This window comes from Streptomyces sp. NBC_01341, assembly GCF_035946055.1.
GTDB lineage: Bacteria > Actinomycetota > Actinomycetes > Streptomycetales > Streptomycetaceae > Streptomyces.
In genome coordinates this window covers 6,487,518-6,509,545 of sequence record NZ_CP108364.1, presented here as the reverse complement: position 1 = coordinate 6,509,545, position 22,028 = coordinate 6,487,518, and the positions used below count along the sequence as shown (strand labels likewise).

The following is a 22,028-nucleotide window of genomic DNA, read 5'->3' as shown; positions in this document are numbered from 1 at the left end:
GCGCAACCCGACGCACGTAACGAGGCGATGAGCCCGATGATGTCGCCGCCGCGGCAGTCGGAGCGGGCCACAATTCGAGATAGGTGTGCACAGGTGCTGGTTGCTGGACGGTACCGGTTGATATCCCCCATCGGCCGTGGCGGTATGGGCGAGGTGTGGCGCGCCACGGACGAGGTGCTGGGCCGTGCCGTGGCGGTGAAGCTGCTGCTGGGTGACCACGCCGATGCCTCGTCGACCGCGCGGTTCCGCCTGGAGGCGCAGACCGCCGCCCGCCTGAGTCACCCTCACCTGGTGGCCGTCTTCGACTTCGGTTCCTGGGAGGACCGCTTCTATCTGGTGATGGAGCTGGTCGAGGGCAGAAGCCTCGGAGACCTGCTGGAGTCCCAGGAGTCCGTCCATCCCGAGCAGGTGGCTCACATCGCCGGTCAGGCGGCCGCCGGCCTGGCCGCCGCGCACCGGCAGGGCATCGTGCACCGCGACATCAAACCGGGCAACCTGATGCTGGACGCCGACGGGTCCGTGAAGATTGGCGACTTCGGAATCGCCCAGTTCGTCGACGACCCGTCGACCGCTCTGACGACCGCCGGTCACATCGTCGGGACGAGTCTCTACCTCGCCCCTGAGCGGGCCCTGGGCCGGTCGGCGGACGCCGCCTCGGACATGTACTCGCTGGGCTGTGTCATCTACCAGCTCCTGGTCGGCCAGCCGCCGTTCCGCTCGGACACGGCGACCGCGACGCTCTACCAGCACGTCGACACCCCTCCGGTGCCGGTGAGACAGCGCGGGGTGGAGATCTCCCCCGCCTTCGACTCGTATCTGCTGGGCCTGCTGGCGAAGAAGCCGGAGGACCGGCCGAGCGCGCAGCAGGTGTCCGACTGGTTCCGCACCGATGCCTGGCGCGGGCGTCCGGAGCCGCTGCCCCGGCACGCGCCCCCGAGCCGGCGGAGCAACGCCCCGGCCGCACCGGCGGCGGTTTCGGGAGGCCCGGGCACAGGGACGGGTTCGACGTACCGGCTGCCGCAGGCCACCGGTCGCAGACGGGCGGCTCCGGCTCCGCGGGCGTCGAAGTCGGCGACCACCCGCACGAGCGAGGCCATCCGCCGCCGTCCGCGCGTGGCGAGCGCCGTGGCCGGGGCGGTCGCCTTCGTGGCGGCGGTCTACCTGGGCTCGGTCCTGTTCGCACCGGACACCGGGACCGCGGACACTCCGGACCCAAGCACCACGCCGACGGCCGGTGTCGGTTCCCCCGCCCCGGCCGACCCCTCGCCCGGCGCCGCCCAGGACAGCTCCGGCCAGGACGGTCAGCAGGACGGCGACGACGAGGACGACTGAGCCACGCGCCTCACCAGCGCGCGTGGACCTCGGCGCGGATCCGGCGGTCGTACAGTTCACGCACTGCGTCCAGGGTGCTCTGCGGGAGCGGCGGGAGCGCGGCGGCCGCGGCGTTGGCGCGTGTCTGTTCCACGGAACGCGCACCGGGGATGACGCTGGTGACACCGGGCTGCTGGAGGATCCAGCCGAGCGCGGTCTGCGCCGGGGTGGCTCCCTCGGGCGCGAGCTCCGAGAACTCGGCCGCGGCGGCCACGCCGGTCGCGTAGTCGATGCCCGAGAAGGTCTCGCCCTGGTCGAACGCCTCGCCGTGGCGGTTGTACGTGCGGTGGTCCTCGGGAGCGAAGACGGTGTCCGCGGTGTACCGGCCGGACAGCAGCCCGGAGGCGAGCGGGACACGCGCGATGATGCCGACCCCTGCCTCGGCCGCGGCCGGCAGGACCTCGTCGAGCGGCTTCAGGCGGAACGGGTTGAGGATGATCTGGACGCTCGCGACACCCGGCCTGGCGATGGCGGTGAGCGCCTCGGCGCAGGTCTCCACACTGACCGCGTAGGCGGCGATCCGCTGCTCGGCGACGAGCGTGTCCAGGGCGTCGTACACGGCGTCGGACGAGTAGACGGCCGTGGGCGGGCAGTGGAGTTGTACGAGGTCGAGGGTGTCGACCCCGAGGTTGGTCCGCGAGCGGTCGTTCCAGGCGCGGAAGTTGTCGAGGACGTAGTTCTCCGGCAGCTGGTCCGCGCGTCGCCCCATCTTGGTGGCGACGAAGACGTCCGCGTCCGGCCGGTCCTTCAGGTAGCGGCCGATGAGCTGTTCGCTCCGGCCGTCGCCGTACACGTCCGCGGTGTCGAAGAAGGTGATCCCGGACTCGACGGCGGCGTCCAGGACGTCGAAGGCGTCCGTTTCCCGCACCTCGCCCCAGTCCCCGCCGAGCTGCCAGGTGCCCTGTCCGACGACCGATACATCACGGCCGGTCCTGCCGAGTGTGCGCTGCTCCATGCGGATCATGGTACGCCGGTGTGCGGGGCCGCCGGCTGTGCGCGCCGCCGGCCCCGCACCGGTACTCAGTCGCCGGTGGTCACGCGGACGTAGTCGACCACGAGCTGCTGCGGGAAGCTGGTGCTTCCGTCCGGATCGCCGGGCCAGTAGCCCCCGACGGCGAGGTTGAGGATGAGGAAGAACGGCTTGTCGAACACCCAGGCGTTGCCGTTGAGGTCGGCGGGGGTGCGGCGTTGGTAGACGGTGCCGTCGACGGACCAGGTGATGGAGTCCGGCTCCCAGTCCACGGCGAAGGTGTGGAAGTCGTCGGCGAAGGCCGCTCCGCCCGGGAGGGTGAAGCCGGCGCCGATGCCGCCGCTGCCGGAGTAGCCGGGGCCGTGCAGGGTGCCGTGGACCGTTCCGGGTTCGAAGCCGACGTTCTCCATGATGTCGATCTCACCGCTGTTGGGCCAGCCCACGCTGCCGATGTCGGCGCCGAGCATCCAGAACGCGGGCCAGATGCCCTGCCCGCGCGGGATCTTCATCCGGCTCTCGACGTGTCCGTACGTCGACGTGAACGTGCCCGAGGTGTTGAGCCGGGACGAGGTGTACTCGCAGGTCCCGTACCAGCACTCGTAGTTGGCGGGGTTCTCCTTGCGGGCGGTGATGACGAGGTTGCCCTGCCCGTCGAGGGCCGCGTTGGAGTTTCCGGCGGTGTAGTACTGCCGTTCGTGGTTGTTGACGTTGTCGCCGGTCTCGGTCTGCCACTTGCCGCCGTCGACGGCCGATCCGGCGGGCCCGTCGAACTCGTCGGCGAAGGCCACGGCGGCCGCTGCCCGGGAAGCCGTGGAGGACGCAGCCGCGTGGGGGTCGGGTGCGGCCGAGGCTCCGGCGGGGAGTGCGGTCAGGACCAGGGAGCAGCAGAGCATGGAGAGGGCGGACAGGGTCGTACGGCGCCTGTTGGCGGGGCGCTTCTCGGCCCGGTGGGGGGAAGGCACGGACATCACATCATTTCGGTGGGGGATGGCGACGGAACCGCCGCCAGTCATGCACATGACAGATATGCGCCGAGAGGTGAACGCGGTAAGGGCTCATCCCCGGCGCATACTTCAATACTTGATTTAAGGCAGGGGGCACAGGGGCAGTCAAGGACTTGGTCCGGACCGGACGGGCACGGGTAGAAGTCGGCGCAACGGGGAAGCGACAAGTCATGCGCATCCGCACCGTACTCACCCTTTCCGCCGTTCTGGCCTTCGCACTGCCTGCCTCGGCCGGGGTCGCGACCGCCTCCCCGGCCGTTACTCCCCAGGCGTGCCGTGAACACAGCCTGACCGTCGCCGCACGGGCCTCGGACCGGCCCGACACGGTGCGGATCAGCATCAGGAACCACGGGCGGCACGCCTGTGTCGTCGACCGCGTCCCCACGGTCGTCTTCGGCGACCTGGATGGACCGGCCCTGCCGGTGCCCGACGGCACGAGCGCGCCGTTCCGCGTGCCAGCGGGCGGCACGGCGTACGCGGCGGTGCGCACCCTGGATCCGGCCGCCACGGAACTGCGGGTCGTGGACCGGCTGACCGTCGCCGGTGACCCCGCGCACCGGGGACGGACGTTCGGTGCGGCTGCTCTGGGGGCGCCCGGCGGCATCCGGGTCTGGGAGCCGGTCACCACCCGGTGGCACCGGTCCGCCGCATCGGCGGACGCCGTGCTCGCGCGGCACACCGGCTGACCCGACGGGCCGCGAGCCCCCGCCACGATGCGGCCACCCGGTGGCACCGGTCCGCCGCATCGGCGGACGCCGTGCTCGCGCGGCACACCGGCTGACCCGACGGGCCGCGAGCCCCCGCCACGATGCGGCGCGCGGCGCGCGGACGCAGAGTGGAGATACGCACTGTGCGGGGCCGTCCGACCTGACCACGCAGGGCGCGCATCGTCCGACCGCATCCCGGCGGAGGGAGCCGGCGTGGACAGCGAAAGCACACAGCGCTTCGTGGTGCAGATCCATGAGGCCCGGCGCATGCACTTCGACTTCCGGCTGGAGGTCGACGGCGTCCTGAGGTCCTGGGCCGTGCCGCGCGGCCCCTCCGACAACCCCAGTGACAAGCGGCTGGCCGTGCCGACGGAGGACCACCCCCTGGAGTACCGCGAATTCGAGGGCGTCATCCCGCACGACGAGCAGGGCAGCGGCACGGTGATCGTCTGGGATCAGGGCACCTACCGGCCACTGGGCCACGACCCCGCGGGGGACCCCGTCCCGTTCGCCGAGTCCTTGGAGCGGGGGCATGCGGACTTCTGGCTCGACGGAGCGAAGCTGCGCGGCGAATTCACGCTCACCCGCTTCCGCATCGACGACGGGGACGGCACCCCGGGCCCCGAGGCCTGGCTGCTCATCAAGGCCGACGACCGCCAGGCCGTGCACGACCGGCCGGGCACCCCGGACCCGCACCACGCACGCTCCGCCCGCACGGGCCGGACGCTGCACCAGGTGGCGGTGGCGGGACGAGCGAACAGGACCTGACCTGGGCGGCTCAGCGTTCGGCGGCGGTGGCCGGTCCTGGATGGCGGCGCGGCGGGCGCGCGGGCCGGTGCGGGCATGATCGGCGGCGTACCGCAGAGCCCTCCCCGGACAGACAGAGGCCGCCTGTCCTCATCAGGTCAGCAGGTGGCCGGCCGGCCCCGACGCCTGACTCGGTTCCATCCGGTGTCCAGACCGAGCCCGGCACTGTCCCCACCCAGTCCCCAGGCGACCAAACCACCACACGGAGACGCCACTTGCCCACTCCTGCTACGCTTGACGCATCAATCAAAATGATTGCCTCGGGTTGATATCCGTCGAGAGTGGTGCTCTGTCGATGCAGTCCGCGCCGGTCTGCATCGACTACCGATCTCGGACTGCGACAGGCCGGCTTCCGGACTCTGCGGGAGCACCGTCCGCGCGTCGGCTGACTCGAACTCTCATACAGCAGATCTTCCGGCAGGTATTTTAGTTCACAGCGCACTTTTTCGGATATCGATACAGATCCTCAGCCAAGGCAGGGCTCTATCGCCGCCGCAGTCGGTCGTGCCATCAGATCGACACGGAAAGAGAGCACCCCAACTCGCCGAACAATTCTCATCCCATGTGGCCACGTTTCCCTCACCGGATGCCGGCGCCAGGGGATGACGGGCATCAGTTTCAATTCATTCTCATGAGAGGGAAGGCCGCATGTCCGAGAAAACCGATATCGAGGTTCCGGTTCTAATAGTGGGCGGTGGCGGAGCCGGCCTCACTTCGTCAATCCTGCTGTCCAGACTGGGCATCCGCTCGTTACTCGTCACCCGCTACCCGGATACAACGACTCTTCCCCGCGGGCACTATCTCAACCAGCGCTCCATGGAAATACTCGCCGACATGGGCGTCGCTCCCGACATCAGGGCGAAGGCAACGCCCCAGGAAAACATGAAGGGGGTCGCCTGGTACTCCGGACTCGCGGGCGGCGGCCCGGAGGACGGGCACGGCCGCCTCCTGGGGTTCCTGGACTCCCTGGGTGCCGGGCACGCCGACCCGGACCACATCGCCGCGAGCCCGGAGGCCGACGCGAACCTCTCCCTCCTGCACACCGAGCCCATACTCCGGAAGCACGCCGAGAGCTATTCCGAGGCGACCACTCGGTTCCACCACGAACTTGTCGGAATCGAACAGGATGCCGACGGGGTGACCTCGACCGTTCTGGACCGGGACACCGGCGAGACATACACTGTGCGATCCGCCTATCTTCTCGGCGCCGACGCGGGCCGCACCGTGGGCAAACTGGTCGGCGCCGAAGTGACGATGCATGAACGCATGCGCAAACTGGTCAACTTGTACTTGTCCATGGACCTGTCCCAGTACCTCCCCGGTGACGACTCCGTGCTCACCTGGGTCTTCAACCCGGAATTTCCGGAGCACCTGGAATACGGCGCGGTCCTTGTACCCCAGGGCCCCACTCGTTGGGGGAGGCACTCCGAGGAATGGATGCTCGCCGTTTCGAGGCCCGACCTGGACGGGTCCCAGAGCGAGAAGATGCTGCGCTGGGCAAGCGAGGCAATCGGAATTCCGGACCTCGATGCGAAAATTCTCGGGGTAAGTGAGTGGAACCTCGAACTGTTCCTCCTCGAAGACTTCCGAGTCGGTCGGGCATTCCTGCTCGGCGACGCCGCCCACCGGCTTCCCCCGGCAGGCGGGCTCGGCCTCAACAGCGCAATCCAGGACGCCTACAACCTCTGCTGGAAGATTGCCGCCGTACTGGAGGGCCGAGCCGGGGATGGTCTCCTGGACACATATTCCGCCGAGCGACGCCCGGTCAGCCTGAACAATATCGAGACCGCGACCAAGGCCGTTGGCAACCAGGACTCGATGGCTTCGGCGCTGGGGCTCTCGACCAGCGAGAGCGCTGAAAAGAACTGGGCGGCCATGAGCCTGTTCTGGGACGGCACCCTTCCCGGCGCCGCCGAGCGCCGGCACAGGTTCAACGAGTGGCTCGGAATGGCCACCCTGGAGTTCAACCAGCACAACGTCGCCATGGGCTACACCTACGACTCCGCAGCCATCGTCGGTGACGGAACCCCGCGGCCGGTATCGCCTGACGAGATCCGTCTCTATGAACCCAGCAGCAGGCCCGGCCATGCTCTGCCCCACGCCTGGGTCGAGCGGTCCAATGAGCGTATGGCGCTCCGCTCACTGACACATGACGGGCACTTCGCTCTCATCGCCGGTGAGAACGGTCAGGCCTGGCTCGAGGCGGCGGAACGCATCGCGCAGGTTCGGGGAATCCCGCTGCGCGGCGCACGGGTGGGGCTCGGCAAGGTCGATCTCATCGACATCCGGTTGGCGTGGAAGCGTAACCGCGCGATCTCGGCCGACGGCGCGCTCCTGGTCCGTCCCGACGGCTACATCGCCTTCCGCTCGATCAACGGGGCCGACGACCCGCTGGCTTGTCTCACGGCTGTCTTCGACCAGATTCTCGCTTCCCCCGAAGCCTGACCGGGTGGGCCCCTGTCCGACCGGACAGGGGCCTTCCGCTTGGCCGTCATCGCGCCGGACTCGACGCGATGACGGCCCGGTGGAAGGCACGAGACTGAACGCCGTGCCCTCCGAAGAGTCCGCCGTGTGCGTATCGCATGCGCAGGGAGACACCACAGTCCGCCGGCAGTTCGGCGCGCAGCCAGGCGATCCGCACCCGCACGGGCAGCTTCGCCGCTCGCCACGGAGGCGTACTCCGGCCCGGGAGGTGAACGCCGGGCCGCTCGTGGGTTCCGGCCATAAGCATTGCCTCCTCCGGCGAATCGGGCACTCGCACGGCATCAGTTCCGCCGGCCCGGCCGCGTCCGCACCACCAGTGGCACGGGCCGCCCGCTCCGCGAGGAGGATGAGCCCGCAGGCGCCCCCGCCGGTCGGGGTGCCCGACGAGTCGGGCGAGTCGGGCGGTGGAACACTCCTCGTCCGGGGCGTCGGCGGGGTCCACTGTCCGGCGGGGGTCGTCGTCACCGCCGGATCGTAGGTCCGCCCCGCCGGACTCGGCCAGCGGATACCGGTGCGGGAGTGCGCAGTGGTGTCCCGGACTCCCGCACCCGGGTGTCAGCGGCGGGGTTTCAGGTGCTCTTGACCGAGGCCAGGTGGGCGAAGACCACGACGTTGTCCTCGTAGTCCTTGGCCTTCTTGTCGTAGTTGCCGCCGCACGTGATCAGCCGCAGCTGGGCCGTGCCCTTGTCGGCGTACACCCTGCTGTTCGGGAAGTCCGTCTTGCTGAACGTCTCGACCGAGTCGACCTTGAACGTGGCGACGACCCCGTCCTCCCGGGTGATGTCCACCGTGTTCCCCGCCTTGAGGGTGCTGAGCAGGAGGAAGACCGCGGGGCCGGTCTTCGTGTCGACGTGTCCCGCCACCACCGAGGTGCCTCGCTCGCCGGGGGTGGCCCCGTCCTTGAACCATCCGGCCAGATTCGCGTCGTTCGCGGGCGGCGGATCGAGCCGCCCGCTGGAACCGATGGAGAGCGGGGTGAAGGGGGCGTCGACGGCGATCGACTTGATCGAGATCCGCTCCGGTTCGGATCGGGGCAGGCCCGACGGCAGGAGCGACGGCGAGCTGGACGGCGCGGGCGAGGCCGCGGCCGACGCGGACGGGGCGGGCAGCGAGACCACCGCGGGGGCCGGCGTGACCCCCGCCGACGCGTCGAAGGAGTTGTAGACGAGAAGGAAGCCCAGCCCCACCGCCACGACGGGCCACAGCAGGGAACGGCCGAGGGCAGGGGAGGCGGGTACGGATTCTGACTGCTGCGGGGCGGCCATGCGCGTGCTGCCTTTCGCGTACGGGGAGGGCGGGCCCGGCCTGGACGCCGGGAAAATCGGCGCGGCCACCGCCCCGGGTGAGGGCGGCGGCCACGACAGGGTTCATTCAGTGCTGCGGGTCGCCTGGCGGAGTCAGACTGCCGCGGCGCCCGAGGCGTTGCGGCGGCGCAGCTTGTACGCGACGGCACCGATGCCGCCGAGCATCAGCACCGAGCCCGCGGCCAGACCGCTGCCGGAGAGCGCCATCGCGCCACCGCCGGTGTGCATGCCGCCCTCGGGCTTCTCGTGCTTCCAGGTCTTCTCGCTGTCGCCGCTGCCGGAGCCGGACTCCTTGTCCTTCTCCCAGTCATCGGCCGACACGCCGGCCAGCGCGCCGCCACCGGCGTGCACACCGCCCTCCGGCTTCTCGTGCTTCCACGAGTCCGACTTCTCACGGTCGTCATTGCTGCCGGAGCCGGACTCCTTGTCCTTCTCCCAGTCGTCCGCCGACACGCCGGCCAGCGCGCCGCCACCGGCGTGCACACCGCCCTCCGGCTTCTCGTGCTTCCACGAGTCCGACTTCTCACGGTCGTCATTGCTACCGGAGCCGGACTCCTTGTCCTTCTCCCAGTCGTCCGCCGACACGCCGGCCAGCGCGCCGCCACCGGCGTGCACACCGCCCTCCGGCTTCTCGTGCTTCCACGAGTCCGACTTCTCACGGTCGTCATTGCTACCGGAGCCGGACTCCTTGTCCTTCTCCCAGTCGTCCGCCGACACGCCGGCCAGCGCGCCGCCACCGGCGTGCACACCGCCCTCCGGCTTCTCGTGCTTCCACGAGTCCGGCTTCTCACGGTCGTCATTGCTGCTGGCGGAGGAACCGCTGTCCTTGTCCCAGCCGTCCGCCGAGGTCACGGCGTATGCGGCGGGGGTGGTGACCGCGAGGACCGCCGTGACGGCGGCCGAGGCGAACAGGGTGCGGGCAGTGCGCATGGATACACAGTCCTTTCGCCACTCCCGCGTCGGCCGGCTGGTTGTCGGCTCATCGGATCACGGGTGCGACGTGATCCACCGTCAGTCCGATCCGGACCGCGCACCACTCGGGGAGGCCGCATTGGGGCCATGCGGTGGGCCCAACGTGTGACAGGGAGCCAGATGTCACCCGTCTGACGGCACGCCACGCCGGGAGGAGGTTTGAGCGGCGACGATCATCGTGTACGGGGCTGGGTCGCACTCATACGGTCGCAGCATGACAGGGCACTCCCTCCAAGCTGCCGCTCCCCCGGACGAGGGCGGCCTGACGACCCGTCCGCGCCGCCTCACCGGCCGCGCCGGCCGATGGAACAGGGCCGACCGGAACAGCGCCGCCGTCCGGGCCGATGGCACGTGGCCCCCGGGCCGACGCGAACAGGACCCGTCTCCTACCGCCGGTCGGGCACATCAGGGGGACCTTGACCGCTCGTGGGCCCACGCAGCGCCCGGACCCGCCTGCCGCTCCCGAACCCGTCCGCCACTTCCTGAACCCACGCCGCGCCGGACGGAACACGCCGCCTCGAAGGCGTCCGGCAAAAGGGGCATCACAAGGAGCCGCCATCAGGCCTTGTCGTCAACAGCCGCCGAGACGAGGGTTGTTGCACATCTATTGACGTGCTCGTAACAAGGGTGGAGTATCTCGCACAGTCGGAGAGAGCGCTCTCTGACCGTGCGCGTCGTGTACCCGCCCCACGACTCAGGAGACCCCCATGTACGCACATCCCCGGCTCCGCATACCCCTCCCCGCATCGCGGGCCAGACGCAGCGGTGTACCGGCCGTCATAGCCGGCCTGGTCCTCTCCCTCCTCGCCCTCGTCCCCCAGACCCCCGCGAGCGCCGCGCCGTCGTTGCTCTCCCAGGGCAAGACCGTCACCTCCTCCAGCCAGGAGAACGACGGCACTCCCGCTTCCGCGGCGGTCGACGGCAACAACGGGACACGCTGGTCGAGCACCTTCTCCGACCCTCAGTGGATCAAGATCGACCTCGGCGCCGCCGCCTCGGTGAGCCAGATCGTGCTGCGCTGGGAGGCGGCCTACTCCACGGCCTACCGGATCGAGTTCTCCTCGGACAACAGCAGCTGGAGCACCGCCTACTCCACCACCACCGGCCCCGGCGGTACCGAGACGCTGAACGCCTCCGGGACCGCCCGCTACGTCCGGCTGACCGGCACCGCTCGCGCCACCGGCTACGGCCACTCCCTCTGGGAGTTCCAGGTCTTCGGCACGACCGGCGGCAGCGACCCGCAGATCCCCGGCGGGGGTGACCTCGGGCCCAACGTACTGGTCTTCGACCCCTCGACGCCGGGCATCCAGGCCAAGGTGGACGCGATCTTCAAGCAGCAGGAGTCCGCGCAGTTCGGCACAGGCCGCTACGCGCTCATGTTCAAGCCGGGTACGTACAACAACATCAACGCCCAGATCGGCTTCTACACCCAGATCGCCGGCCTCGGCCTGAAGCCCGACGACACCACGTTCAACGGCGACGTCACCGTCGACGCCGGCTGGTTCAACGGCAACGCCACTCAGAACTTCTGGCGCTCGGCCGAGAACCTCGCCCTCAACCCCGTCAACGGCACCAACCGCTGGGCCGTCTCCCAGGCCGCCCCCTTCCGCCGCATGCACGTCAAGGGCGGACTCAACCTCGCCCCGAACGGCTACGGCTGGGCCAGCGGCGGCTACATCGCCGACAGCAAGATCGACGGCCAGGTCGGCCCCTACTCCCAGCAGCAGTGGTACACCCGCGACAGCTCAATCGGCAGCTGGGGCAACGGCGTCTGGAACATGACCTTCTCCGGCGTCGAGGGCGCACCCGCCCAGAGCTTCCCCGAACCGCCCTACACCACCCTGAACAACACCCCCGTCTCCCGCGAGAAGCCCTTCCTCTACCTCGACGGCAACGACTACAAGGTCTTCGTCCCCGCCAAGCGCACCAACGCACGCGGCGTCTCGTGGAACGGCACCCCGCAGGGCGAGTCCATCCCGCTGAGCCAGTTCTACGTGGTCAAACCGGGCGCGACCGCGCAGACGATCAACGCGGCCGTACGGCAGGGCCTGCATCTGCTGTTCACGCCGGGCATCTACCACGTGAACGAGCCCATCGAGATCAACCGCGCGAACACCGTCGCACTGGGCCTCGGCCTCGCCACGATCATCCCGGACAACGGCGTGACCGCGATCAAGGTCGGCGACGTCGACGGCGTCAAGCTCGCCGGACTCCTCGTGGACGCCGGTACGCAGAACTCCTCGGTGCTCGTCCAGGTGGGCCCCGATGGCGCGGCGGCCGACCACTCGGCCAACCCGACCAGCCTCCAGGACGTGTTCGTCCGGGTCGGCGGCGCGGGAGCCGGCAAGGCGACCACCGGCATGGTGGTCAACAGCGACGACACCGTCATCGACCACACCTGGTTGTGGCGCGCGGACCACGGTGACGGGGTCGGCTGGGAGACCAACCGGTCCGACTACGGTCTCCGGGTCAACGGTGACGACGTGCTGGCGACGGGCCTGTTCGTGGAGCACTTCAACAAGTACGACGTCCAGTGGTACGGCGAGAACGGGAAGACGATCTTCTTCCAGAACGAGAAGGCGTACGACGCCCCCAACCAGGCCGCCATCCAGAACGGGGACATCAAGGGGTACGCCGCCTACAAGGTGGGCGACTCGGTCACCACGCACGAGGGCTGGGGCATGGGCAGCTACTGCTACTTCAACGTCGACCCGAGCATCCGCCAGCAGCACGGATTCCAGGCGCCCGTGAAGCCCGGAGTGAAGTTCCACGACCTGCTCGTCGTCTCCCTCGGCGGCCAGGGACAGTACGAACACGTCATCAACAACACCGGATCACCGACCTCCGGTACATCGACCATCCCGTCCCAGGTGGTGTCCTTTCCCTGAGCCGGGGTGAGGTGAGCGGACTCGGCTCGTCGCATGGTGCGGGGCCCGGCAGTGTCACGGCCGGGCCCCGCGTCACGTCCCGAGGAGCGCCGGCAGGTGGGTCGACAACTCCGGTCCGCCCGCTCGCCTGTGCACAGGAAACCTCACTCCAATGCGGCGCATTATGGGCGGTATTTCCATTTCGCCCCGCACACTTCATTCACGTGCGAACGGAACGCGACACAGCTCCTCCATATCTCCGAGGAGAAGGTGGGACCACGGGTACGACACAGAGGGAAATGCTTCATACCGACACCTTCACCGATATACGGCGGGCAGGGAAAAGAGAGCCTTGTTCATCTTCCGCAGCGCCGTCGATGTGACCGGCCGCGGAAACGGGCCTCCCGTCTGACCGCACCCACCGGGTTGCCATTCCTCCAGCCGTCGCCGCGGGGAAATCTGCACACGGCATGCGCACAGCGATCACGCCGTTCGGCACATAGCAGCTGGTCCGGACCACGGCGCGAGGCGTTTGGGGCGGGAGTGCCCCACTTGGGAGACCCGTGGCCGCGTCGGTCGAGAATTCATGCGGTGAAGCTCGTGAAGGACCTGCCGCCATGAAATGAACACTTCTGCACGAAAGTCGAATTCGAGGCCCGGACGACGGCGGAGCGGCCGCAGTTCGATTCGCTGTGCGCGGCACCGGCGTGCTTTGATCCTGGCCCATACGGAAGCCGCACCCCCGGTTTCCGTATAGAAGCAATTTCCATACGAAGGGCAGCGCTCATCATGAACTACACCCCCCAGGTCGAGACCGCCGAGATCTCCGACAACGACCTCGACAACGTCTCGGGCGGCCTCATCGGCGGCCTCGCCGGCAACGTCACGGGCACCGTCGAGAGCATCGTCCCGGTCTCCGGCGTCGTCGGCTCGGTCACGGGTCTCGTCGAGTCGGCCACCGGCGTGAACACGGGCGCGGTCACCGGCCTGGCCTCCGGCCTCACGGCCGGTCTCTGAGAGACGGCAGTGCCCACCGAGCCCCGGAACCCGTCGGTTCCGGGGCTCGGTGCCGACCGCCGACAGGTGAGGGAAGAGTTCCGTGCAGTTCCGTCAACAGGCGCTTTCCAAGCTGCAGTCGCCCGAACACCTCGACCTCCCGGTGCGCTTCGCCCGCCCCCAGGGCCTGCTCGTCCTCTGCGTCACCGTCGCCGTGATGGGCGCGGCCTGCTTCTGGGCCGTGACGGGCTCCGTAGCGAGTACGCTCGACGCCCCCGGCATCCTCACGCACGCGCGCGGCAGTTACGTCCTGCAGAGCCCGGTCGCCGGCCAGATCACCGAGGTGCTGGCCGACGAGGGGGCAAGCCTGCCCGCCGATGCCCCGCTCCTCAAAGTCCGTACACAGAACGGCGAAAAGGTCGTGCGCACCATCGGCGCGGGCCGTCTCACGTCCGTCACGGCGACCATCGGAGCGGTCGTGGCGACGGGCGCCGATGTGGCGAGCGTCGAGCGGATCGAGGGCGCCGACGATCCCCTCGTCGTCCTGCTGTACGTGTCCGGCGGCAGCGCGGCGTCGGTCCCGGTGGGTGCGAAGGTCGACCTCACCGTGCAGTCGGTTCCCGCCCAGCGGTACGGGGTCCTCCGGGGCAAGGTGGCGGCGGTCGGCAGGGCAGCCCAGACGCGGCAGCAGATCACCCGCTTCCTCGGCGACGCCCAGCTCGGGGCGCAGTTCTCCCGGCACGGACGGCCGCTGACCGTCCTGGTGCGGATCGAGCACTCGAAGTCCACGGAGTCCGGCTACCGGTGGTCCTCGGCCGAGGGTCCTCCGTACGCGATCGGTTCCATGACCCTGGCCACCGGCTCGGTGCACCTCTCCGACCAGCACCCGATCGATTGGCTGCTCCCGTGACCGCACCCCACCCGTCGCCCGCCGCACAGCAGTTGCCGCCTTCCGGCCGGGGCAGACACCGGCCGGAGAGCGGGCGCCGCTCGCGTCCCGCCCCGAAGCCGGGACGGACGAGGACGGTGCGCTCCCCCACGGTGCTCCAGATGGAGGCCGTGGAATGTGGTGCGGCCTCGCTGGCGATGGTGCTGGCGCACCACGGCCGCCACGTGCCGCTGGAGGAACTGCGCATCGCCTGCGGAGTCTCCCGTGACGGTTCCCGCGCGAGCAACGTGCTGAAGGCCGCCCGCAGTTATGGACTGCGGGCCAAGGGCATGCAGATGGAACCCGCCGCACTGGCCGAGGTCCCGGCGCCGGCGATCCTGTTCTGGGAGTTCAACCACTACGTCGTGTATGACGGCATGGGACGCCGTCTGGGGCGGCGGGGCGTGCACGTCAACGACCCGGGCAAGGGCCGCAGGTTCGTACCCACGGAGGATTTCGACACCAGCTTCACCGGGGTCGTCCTCGTCCTGGAGCCCGGCGAGGACTTCCGCCGCGGAGGCCGCAGGCCCGGGGTCCTCGCGGCCCTGCCCGCCAGGCTGCGGGGCACCACCGGCACGATGCTGGTCGCCCTGCTGGCCAGCCTGCTGCTGGTCGCCGTCGGGGCGGCGCTGCCGGCCCTGAGCCGCACGTACATCGACATGTTCCTGATCGGTGAGCAGACCTCCCTGCTCGGGCTGCTGTTCGGTGCGATGGGCACCATGGTGGCCCTCACCGTCGTCCTGACCTGGCTGCAGCAGGCGAACCTGCTGCGCGGACGCATCATCTCGTCCACGCTCGGCAGCGCGCGCTTCTTCCGGCACCTGCTCAGGCTGCCGGTCACCTTCTTCGCTCAGCGGAGTCCCGCCGATCTCGTCCAGCGGCTGCAGTCGAACGACGCGGTGGCCGAGACGCTCGCCCGGGATCTCACCGCGGCCGGTGTGGACGGCGTCGTCGTCCTCCTCTACGCGTTCCTGCTGTGGACGTACGATCCGCAGCTGACCGTCATCGGGGTGGGGATCGCCCTGCTCAACGTGGTGGCGATGCGCATCGTCGTACGGCTGAGGGCCACCGGCACGCAGAAACTGCGGGCCGACAGCGCGCGGCTGACGAACACCTCGTACACCGGCCTCCAGCTGATCGAGACGATGAAGGCCACCGGTGGCGAGAACGGCTACTTCCGCCGGTGGGCGGGCCAGCACGCGACGACCCTGGAGGAGCAGCAGCGCCTCGGGGTGCCGAGTGCCTGGCTGGGTGTCGTCGCCCCGCTCCTCGCGACGCTGAACAGCGCGCTCATCCTGTGGATCGGCGGACTCAGGGCGGTCGAGGGCCACATCTCGATCGGCCTGCTCGTGGCCTTCCAGGCGCTGGTGACCAGGTTCACCGCACCCGTCACCCGGCTCAACGGGGTCGCCGGGCGCATCCAGGACTTCGCGGCCGACGTGGCGCGGCTGAAGGACGTCGAGAACTTCCCGGTCGACCCGCTGTACTCCCGCCGCGAGCCCGCCGCGAGCACTCGCCGGCTGAAGGGCCACGTGACGCTGGAGGAGATCACCTTCGGCTACAGCCCGCTCGACAAGCCGTTGCTCACGGGCTTCTCGCTGACGGTCGGGCCGGGGCAGCAGGTGGCTCTCGTCGGCGGTTCGGGCAGCGGCAAGTCGACGGTCTCCCGTCTCGTCTCGGGGCTCTACAGGCCCTGGGAGGGTGTGATCCGCATCGACGGGCAGCGCCTGGAGGACATACCCAGGGGCGCTCTGGCGGCGTCGGTCTCCTTCGTCGACCAGGACGTCTTCCTCTTCGAGGGCACGGTCCGGGACAACGTGGCGCTGTGGGATCCCTCGGTCCCCGACGAAGCGGTGACAGAGGCGCTGCGGGACGCCGCGCTGTACGACGTCGTGGCCCGGCGGCCCCGGGGCATCCACAGCCGCGTCGAGCAGGACGGCCGCAACTTCTCCGGCGGTCAGCGTCAGCGCCTGGAGATCGCCCGGGCGCTCGTCCGCCGCCCCAGCATCCTGGTCCTGGACGAGGTCACGAGCGCGCTGGACGCCGAGACGGAAAGGGTCATCATCGACAACCTGCGGCGGCGCGGCTGTGCCTGTGTGGTGATCGCGCACCGGCTGAGCACCGTGCGCGACAGCGACGAGATCGTCGTCCTGGACCACGGGACGGTGGTGGAACGCGGCCGGCACGAACACCTGGCGGCTGCCGGAGGCCCGTACGCCGAGCTGGTCAGGGAGCACTGAAGTGGCATCCGCACACCCCTTCCCGGCCACGGCCGCCCCCGGGGCCGACCCTGTCATCGACGCGCTGGGGACGCTCGGCACACCGGTCGACTGCACGGGTCTGCGGAGTCTCCCGCTGGAGGGGCCGCAGGTGCTGTGGCTGGTCACGGGCGGCGCCCTCGACCTGTTCGCGGTGGACGCGGCGGCGCAGGGGCACTGGCACTTCCTGGGCCGTCTCGAACCGGGGGCCCTCGTCCTGGGCCCGGTCGAGGGCCCCCGGCACACCCTGGTCGGGCGCCCTCTCCAGCAGTGCGAGCTGCGCCGGATCGCGCTGCGCGAGCTGTACCGGCCCGCCCACGCGGAGCAGGGCGGCTTCGAAGGACAGTTCCGCAGCCACTACGACACCGGTGACGCGACGCTCAGCCTGCTGGAGCACGCCTTCTCGCTCGGTGTGGGGCGCAGCCGGCGGGTCCTGTTCGAAGCTCCGCTGGACGGGCGGACCACGGTCGACGACGTGGTCGGCGACGACGACGTCCTGTGGCTGCCCGTGTCTCCCGGGGACGTGCAGTACGGCGCCGCCTTCAGCGCCGAGGCGGCCGGTGACCTGCTCGTCGACGCCGGGATGTGGCAGGGGATGGTCAACCAGCAGTTCCGCCTGCTGTCGGCGCTGGACCGCTGGATCGAGCAGCTGGAGCGCGCGCACGAGGACCGGACCGCGGCCGGGATGAAGGCGGGCGAGGCCGTACGCGAGGAGGCCGACCGGGCGCTTCTGACGTCGATGGGCCGGTCCGGGAGGGGCACTTCGCGTTCGGCGGACGCCTCGGACGACGCTGTGTACGCCGCCTGCCGGCTGGTGGCCCGGGACTCGGGGATCGTCCTTTCCGCGCCCGCGACGGGCGGCGCGGTCAGCGACCGGATCGATCCGGTCGAGCAGGTCGCCGTCGCCTCGCGTATCCGGACGCGCGCGGTGCGGCTGGACGGGCGCTGGTGGCGGACGGACGCCGGCCCGCTCGTGGGGCGCCGGGCCGCGTCGGGGGCACCGGTGGCACTGCTGTGGCGTCGCGGCCGTTACGAGGCCGTCAGTCCGCTGACCGGGCGGCGCGCCCGTGTGGACGCGGACAGCGCGGAGGAGTTCGAGGAACGGGCCGTGATGTTCTACCGGCCTCTGCCCGAGCGGCCCCTGGGCAGATGGCAGCTGCTGCGCTTCGGCCTCTTCGGCACCCGCACCGACATACGGAGGCTGGTGCTGACCGGGCTGGTGACGGTCGCGCTCGGCTCACTGGTGCCGGTCGCGACGGGCCGGGTGCTCGGCGTGTACGTGCCCGAGGCCGAGACCGGTCTCATCGTGCAGGTCTCCCTGGCGGTGATCATCACCGGAGTCGTGTCGGCCGCTTTCATGCTCCTGCAGAACCTGACGATCCTGCGGATGGAGGGGCGTATCGAGAGCACCCTCCAGCCCGCGGTGTGGGACCGGCTGCTGCGGCTGCCGACGAAGTTCTTCACCGAGAGGTCCACCGGGGAGCTGGCGAGCGCGGCCATGGGAGTCAGCGCGATCCGGCGGGTGCTGTCCGGCACCGGTCCCGTCGTCGTGCAGGCGGGCACGCTGGGTGCCATGAATCTGGGGCTGCTGCTCTGGTTCAGCGTCCCGCTGGCGCTCACGGCCGTCGCGATGCTGGTGGTGATCGCCGCGGTGTTCCTCACGATGGGCATGTGGGAGCTGCGCTGGCAGCGCAGGCTGGTCGAGCTGGGCAACAAGCTCAACAACCAGGCATTCCAGACGCTGCGCGGGCTGCCGAAGCTGCGCGTCGCCGCGGCCGAGAGCTTCGCGTACGGGGCATGGGCGGCGGAGTTCGCGCGGAGCCGTGAGCTGCAGAAGCGGGCCGGCCGGATCAAGAATCTGACGACGGTGCTCAACGCGGTCTATCTGCCGCTGTGTTCCCTGGTCGTCTTCATGCTGCTGGCCGGTCCGGCGCGCGGCTCGCTGTCGGCGAGCGAGTTCCTGACCTTCAACACGTCCGTGACGATGCTGCTGACCGCGGTGACCCAGCTCACCGGTGCGTTCGTGTCGGCCGCGGCCGTCCTGCCGATGTTCGAGCAGATCAAGCCGGTGCTCGACGAGGCACCCGAGGTGCGGGGGGTCAGCACGCAGCCCGGGCCGCTGTCCGGGGAGATCGAGGCGAGGGGCGTCACCTTCCGCTACACCGACGACGGCCCCGTGGTCCTGGACGACGTGTCACTGGCCGTGCGGCCGGGTGAGTTCGTCGCGATCGTGGGGCCCAGCGGGTGCGGCAAGTCCACGCTCCTGAGGATGCTCATCGGCTTCGACCGGCCGCTCTCGGGCAGCGTCCTGTACGACGGCCAGGACCTCGCCTCGCTGGACCAGGCCGCAGTGCGCCGCCAGTGCGGGGTCGTCCTGCAGAACGCACAGCCGTTGTCGGGGTCGATCCTCGACTGCATCTGCGGCGCCGAGGTCTTCACGCAGGAGGAGGCGTGGGAGGCCGCCGCGATGGCGGGGCTCGCCGAGGACATCAAGCGCATGCCGATGGGCCTGCACACGATGATCTCCGGCGGCGGGGCGATCTCCGGCGGGCAGCGCCAACGGCTGATGATCGCGCAGGCCCTGGTCAGGCGCCCGCGCATCCTGTTCTTCGACGAGGCGACCAGCGCACTGGACAACGAGACCCAGCGGACGGTGATCGAGAGCACCAGGTCCCTGCGGGCCACCCGGGTCGTGATCGCGCACCGGCTGTCCACGGTGCTGGACGCCGACCGCGTGATCGTCATGGCGGAGGGCCGTGTCGTCCAGGAGGGGCCGCCCGCCCAACTGCTCGCGGACAAGGACGGGCAGCTCCACGAACTGGTGCGGCGTCAGATGGCTTGAGCAGTCCGCCTCATGGCCGGGGAGGACTCGGTCCTCCCCGGCCCGGACGGACGGATTCAGTTCCTCTGGCCGCCGGGCCTCGGGGTCTCCGCGGCATCCCGGATGCTGTCGTGTGCCGCGGCCTCCACGGCCTCGGCGGTGATGCCGAACTCCTCGTACAGCCGCTGGTAGTCGGCCGAGGCCCCGTAGTGTTCCAGGCTCACGATCCGGCCGGCGTCGCCGACCACCTCGCGCCATCCCTGGCCGACCGCCGCCTCGACACTGACCCGGGCGCGTACCCCCGGCGGCAGCACCTCGTCCTGGTAGGACTGCGGCTGCTCCTCGAACCACTCGCGGCAGGGCATCGAGACCACGCGCACGGCCAGCCCCTCGCCCGTCAGGCGGGTGCGTGCGTCGAGGGCGATCTCGACCTCGGACCCGGTCGCCACCAGGATGACGTCGGGCGTGGCCTCGGGGGAATCGACGAGGACGTAGGCGCCGCGGGCCGCCCCTTCGGCCGGTGCGTGGGCACCGTCCCCGCGGTCCAGCACGGGCAGGTTCTGGCGGGTCAGCACGAGACCTGCGGGGCGGTCGGTGTGCTCCAGGATCGTCCGCCAGCAGACGGTCGTCTCGTTGGCGTCGCCGGGGCGTACGACGTCGAGGCCGGGAATCGCCCGCAGGGCGGCCAGGTGCTCGACGGGCTGGTGGGTGGGGCCGTCCTCACCGAGACCGATCGAGTCGTGCGTCCAGACGTAGGTGACGGGGAGCTTCATCAGAGCGCCCAGCCGCACCGCGGGACGCATGTAGTCGCTGAAGGTGAGGAACGTGCCGCCGTACGGGCGGGTCAGGCTCTGCAGGCCGATCCCGTTGAGGACGGCTCCCATGGCGTGCTCGCGGATGCCGAAGTGCAGGGTGCGCCCGTAGGGACCGCCCGCGAACTCGGAGGTCTGCCGGTCGGACGGGACGAAGGAGGGCTCGCCGTCCATGGTGGTGTTGTTGCTGCCCGCGAGGTCCGCGGAGCCGCCCCACAGCTCGGGGAGCACCGGCGCGAGGGCGGTGAGCACCTCGCCGGACGCCTTGCGCGTGGCCATGCCCTTGGGGTCCGCGGGGAACACCGGCAGGGCGTCCGTCCAGCCGTCCGGCAGTTCCTGCTCACGCAACCGGTCCAGCAGCGCGGCCCGCCCGCTGTTCGCCCCGCGCCACGCCTCGTAGCCCTTCTGCCAGTCCGCCTTGGCCGCCCTGCCCCGTTCCCCCACCGCCCGCGTGTGCGTGAGGACGTCGTCCTCGATGGGGAAGTACACGTCCGGGTCGAAGCCGAGGAGCCGCTTGGTGCCGGCGACCTCGTCGTCCCCCAGTGCCGCGCCGTGTGCCTTGCCCGTGTTGCGCTTCGTCGGGGCCGGCCATCCGATGATCGTGCGCAGCATGATCAGGGAGGGGCGGGAGCGTTCCGCCTTGGCCGCCTCGATCGCGGCGAGCAGGGCGTCGACGTCCTCGACGTAGTCGCCCGTACGGGTCCAGTCCACCGTCTGCACGTGCCAGCCGTACGCGGCATAGCGGGCTGGGACGTCCTCGCTGAAGGAGATGTCGGTGTCGTCCTCGATGGAGATGTGGTTCGAGTCGTAGAACACCACGAGGTTGCCCAGCTGCTGATGGCCGGCGAGCGACGAGGCCTCGGAGGCGACGCCCTCCATCATGTCGCCGTCGGACGCGAGTACGTACACGTGGTGGTCGAACGGGCTGGTGCCGGGGGCGGCGTCGGGGTCGAGCAGACCGCGCTCCCTGCGCGCCGCCATGGCCATCCCCACACTCGCGCCGAGCCCCTGTCCGAGCGGTCCGGTGGTGATCTCGACGCCCCGGGTGTGCCGGTACTCGGGGTGGCCGGGGGTGGCCGATCCCCAGGTGCGCAGGGCCTTCAGGTCTTCCATGTCGAGCCCGTAGCCGGCCAGGTAGAGCTGGATGTAGAGCGTCAGACTGGTGTGGCCGCAGGAGAGGACGAAACGGTCCCTGCCCAGCCACTGGTCGTCGTCCGGGTCGTGGCGCATGACCTGCTGGAACAGCAGGTAGGCGAGGGGCGCCAGGCTCATCGCCGTACCCGGATGTCCGTTGCCCGTCTTCTGGACGGCGTCGGCGGCCAGGACCCTGACGGTGTCCACCGCCCGCACGTCGAGGTCGGTCCAGCCCGCCCGTTCCGCCACGGGAAGAGCGAGCCCGGGGTCGCGGGTGCTGCCGGATGAGGATCGCTCGGGCGCCATGGGTTGTCTCCCTCGGATGTGGCTTCTCTGTACGACGGAGCCGTTCGGTGCGGCTCGCCACCCTTCGCATCCTCTGTTCCCTCGTCTCCGCCCGCACCCGGAGCGGGCCCGGGCGGAGAGTGGCCGGCGCGGGTGGCGGCGACGCGTGCCCCGTCGCCCGGTCGCCTACCCGCCGGGGCGCCGGGCAGACCCGTGGAGAAGACGCCCCGAGCGGCGGAACGGGCGGGGCGGATGAATGATGGGCAGACGATGTGGCCACGCGCGCGGGCGGGGCCCGCTCCCCGGAC

The 22,028-nt window shown here is 70.2% G+C and carries 15 protein-coding genes; 10 read left to right on the top strand and 5 right to left on the bottom strand.

What is annotated here, in order from left to right; genetic code table 11:
- Positions 1-144 precede the first annotated feature (144 nt).
- Positions 145-1,332 (top strand): serine/threonine-protein kinase, encoded by a 1,188-nt coding sequence (locus tag OG206_RS28680; protein WP_327122428.1) that lies wholly within the window; start codon positions 145-147, stop codon positions 1,330-1,332.
- A gap of 10 nt (positions 1,333-1,342) precedes the next feature.
- On the opposite strand, the gene OG206_RS28675 is transcribed toward OG206_RS28680, so the two are convergent.
- Both OG206_RS28675 and OG206_RS28670 read right to left on the bottom strand, forming a co-directional pair.
- Complete coding sequence (locus OG206_RS28675; RefSeq protein ID WP_327121137.1) at positions 1,343-2,335, bottom strand: aldo/keto reductase; 993 nt, start codon at positions 2,333-2,335, stop codon at positions 1,343-1,345.
- 56 nt (positions 2,336-2,391) lie between these two features.
- Positions 2,392-3,309: a glycoside hydrolase family 16 protein gene (locus tag OG206_RS28670; RefSeq protein ID WP_327121136.1), complete on the bottom strand. Its 918-nt coding sequence runs from the start codon at positions 3,307-3,309 to the stop codon at positions 2,392-2,394.
- A 206-nt stretch (positions 3,310-3,515) separates the two neighbouring features.
- On the opposite strand from OG206_RS28670, the gene OG206_RS28665 reads away from it, so the two are divergent.
- The 4 genes from OG206_RS28665 (at position 3,516) to OG206_RS28650 (ending at position 7,821) form a co-directional block, all read left to right on the top strand.
- Entirely contained in the window at positions 3,516-4,031 is a 516-nt protein-coding gene (locus OG206_RS28665) for a DUF4232 domain-containing protein (protein WP_327121135.1), read from the top strand.
- 234 nt (positions 4,032-4,265) lie between these two features.
- On the top strand, positions 4,266-4,820 hold the full coding sequence (locus OG206_RS28660; RefSeq protein ID WP_327121134.1) for a DNA polymerase ligase N-terminal domain-containing protein: 555 nt from the start codon (positions 4,266-4,268) through the stop codon (positions 4,818-4,820).
- Between the two features lie 687 nt (positions 4,821-5,507).
- Positions 5,508-7,304 carry an FAD-dependent monooxygenase gene (locus OG206_RS28655; RefSeq protein ID WP_327121132.1) on the top strand — a complete coding sequence of 599 codons (1,797 nt, stop codon included), beginning with the start codon at positions 5,508-5,510 and terminating at the stop codon, positions 7,302-7,304.
- Positions 7,305-7,689: 385 nt separating this feature from the next.
- A complete protein-coding gene (locus OG206_RS28650; protein WP_327121130.1) occupies positions 7,690-7,821 on the top strand; it encodes a hypothetical protein in 132 nt (43 codons plus the stop codon).
- Positions 7,822-7,912: 91 nt separating this feature from the next.
- Here the strand turns inward: OG206_RS28650 and OG206_RS28645 are convergent, their stop codons facing one another.
- On the bottom strand, positions 7,913-8,608 hold the full coding sequence (locus tag OG206_RS28645) for a class F sortase (RefSeq protein ID WP_327121128.1): 696 nt from the start codon (positions 8,606-8,608) through the stop codon (positions 7,913-7,915).
- A 132-nt stretch (positions 8,609-8,740) separates the two neighbouring features.
- Positions 8,741-9,577 (bottom strand): hypothetical protein, encoded by an 837-nt coding sequence (locus tag OG206_RS28640; RefSeq protein ID WP_327121126.1) that lies wholly within the window; start codon positions 9,575-9,577, stop codon positions 8,741-8,743.
- Positions 9,578-10,326: 749 nt separating this feature from the next.
- On the opposite strand from OG206_RS28640, the gene OG206_RS28635 reads away from it, so the two are divergent.
- From OG206_RS28635 to OG206_RS28615, 5 genes are all read left to right on the top strand, one after another.
- Complete coding sequence (locus tag OG206_RS28635) at positions 10,327-12,507, top strand: discoidin domain-containing protein (RefSeq protein ID WP_327121124.1); 2,181 nt, start codon at positions 10,327-10,329, stop codon at positions 12,505-12,507.
- 768 nt (positions 12,508-13,275) lie between these two features.
- Positions 13,276-13,503 (top strand): type A2 lantipeptide, encoded by a 228-nt coding sequence (locus OG206_RS28630; protein ID WP_327121121.1) that lies wholly within the window; start codon positions 13,276-13,278, stop codon positions 13,501-13,503.
- A gap of 82 nt (positions 13,504-13,585) precedes the next feature.
- Positions 13,586-14,392, top strand: a complete 807-nt coding sequence (locus OG206_RS28625; protein ID WP_327121119.1) for an HlyD family efflux transporter periplasmic adaptor subunit — start codon at positions 13,586-13,588, stop codon at positions 14,390-14,392.
- Positions 14,389-16,650, top strand: coding sequence for an NHLP family bacteriocin export ABC transporter peptidase/permease/ATPase subunit (locus OG206_RS28620; RefSeq protein ID WP_327121117.1), 2,262 nt, complete (start codon positions 14,389-14,391; stop codon positions 16,648-16,650). The genes OG206_RS28625 and OG206_RS28620 overlap by 4 nt, the downstream gene beginning before the upstream one ends.
- A 1-nt stretch (position 16,651) precedes the next feature.
- On the top strand, positions 16,652-19,510 hold the full coding sequence (locus tag OG206_RS28615; RefSeq protein ID WP_327121116.1) for an NHLP bacteriocin export ABC transporter permease/ATPase subunit: 2,859 nt from the start codon (positions 16,652-16,654) through the stop codon (positions 19,508-19,510).
- 56 nt (positions 19,511-19,566) lie between these two features.
- On the opposite strand, the gene tkt is transcribed toward OG206_RS28615, so the two are convergent.
- Entirely contained in the window at positions 19,567-21,741 is a 2,175-nt protein-coding gene (tkt, locus tag OG206_RS28610; RefSeq protein WP_327121113.1) for a transketolase, read from the bottom strand.
- Between the last annotated feature and the right edge of the window lie 287 nt (positions 21,742-22,028).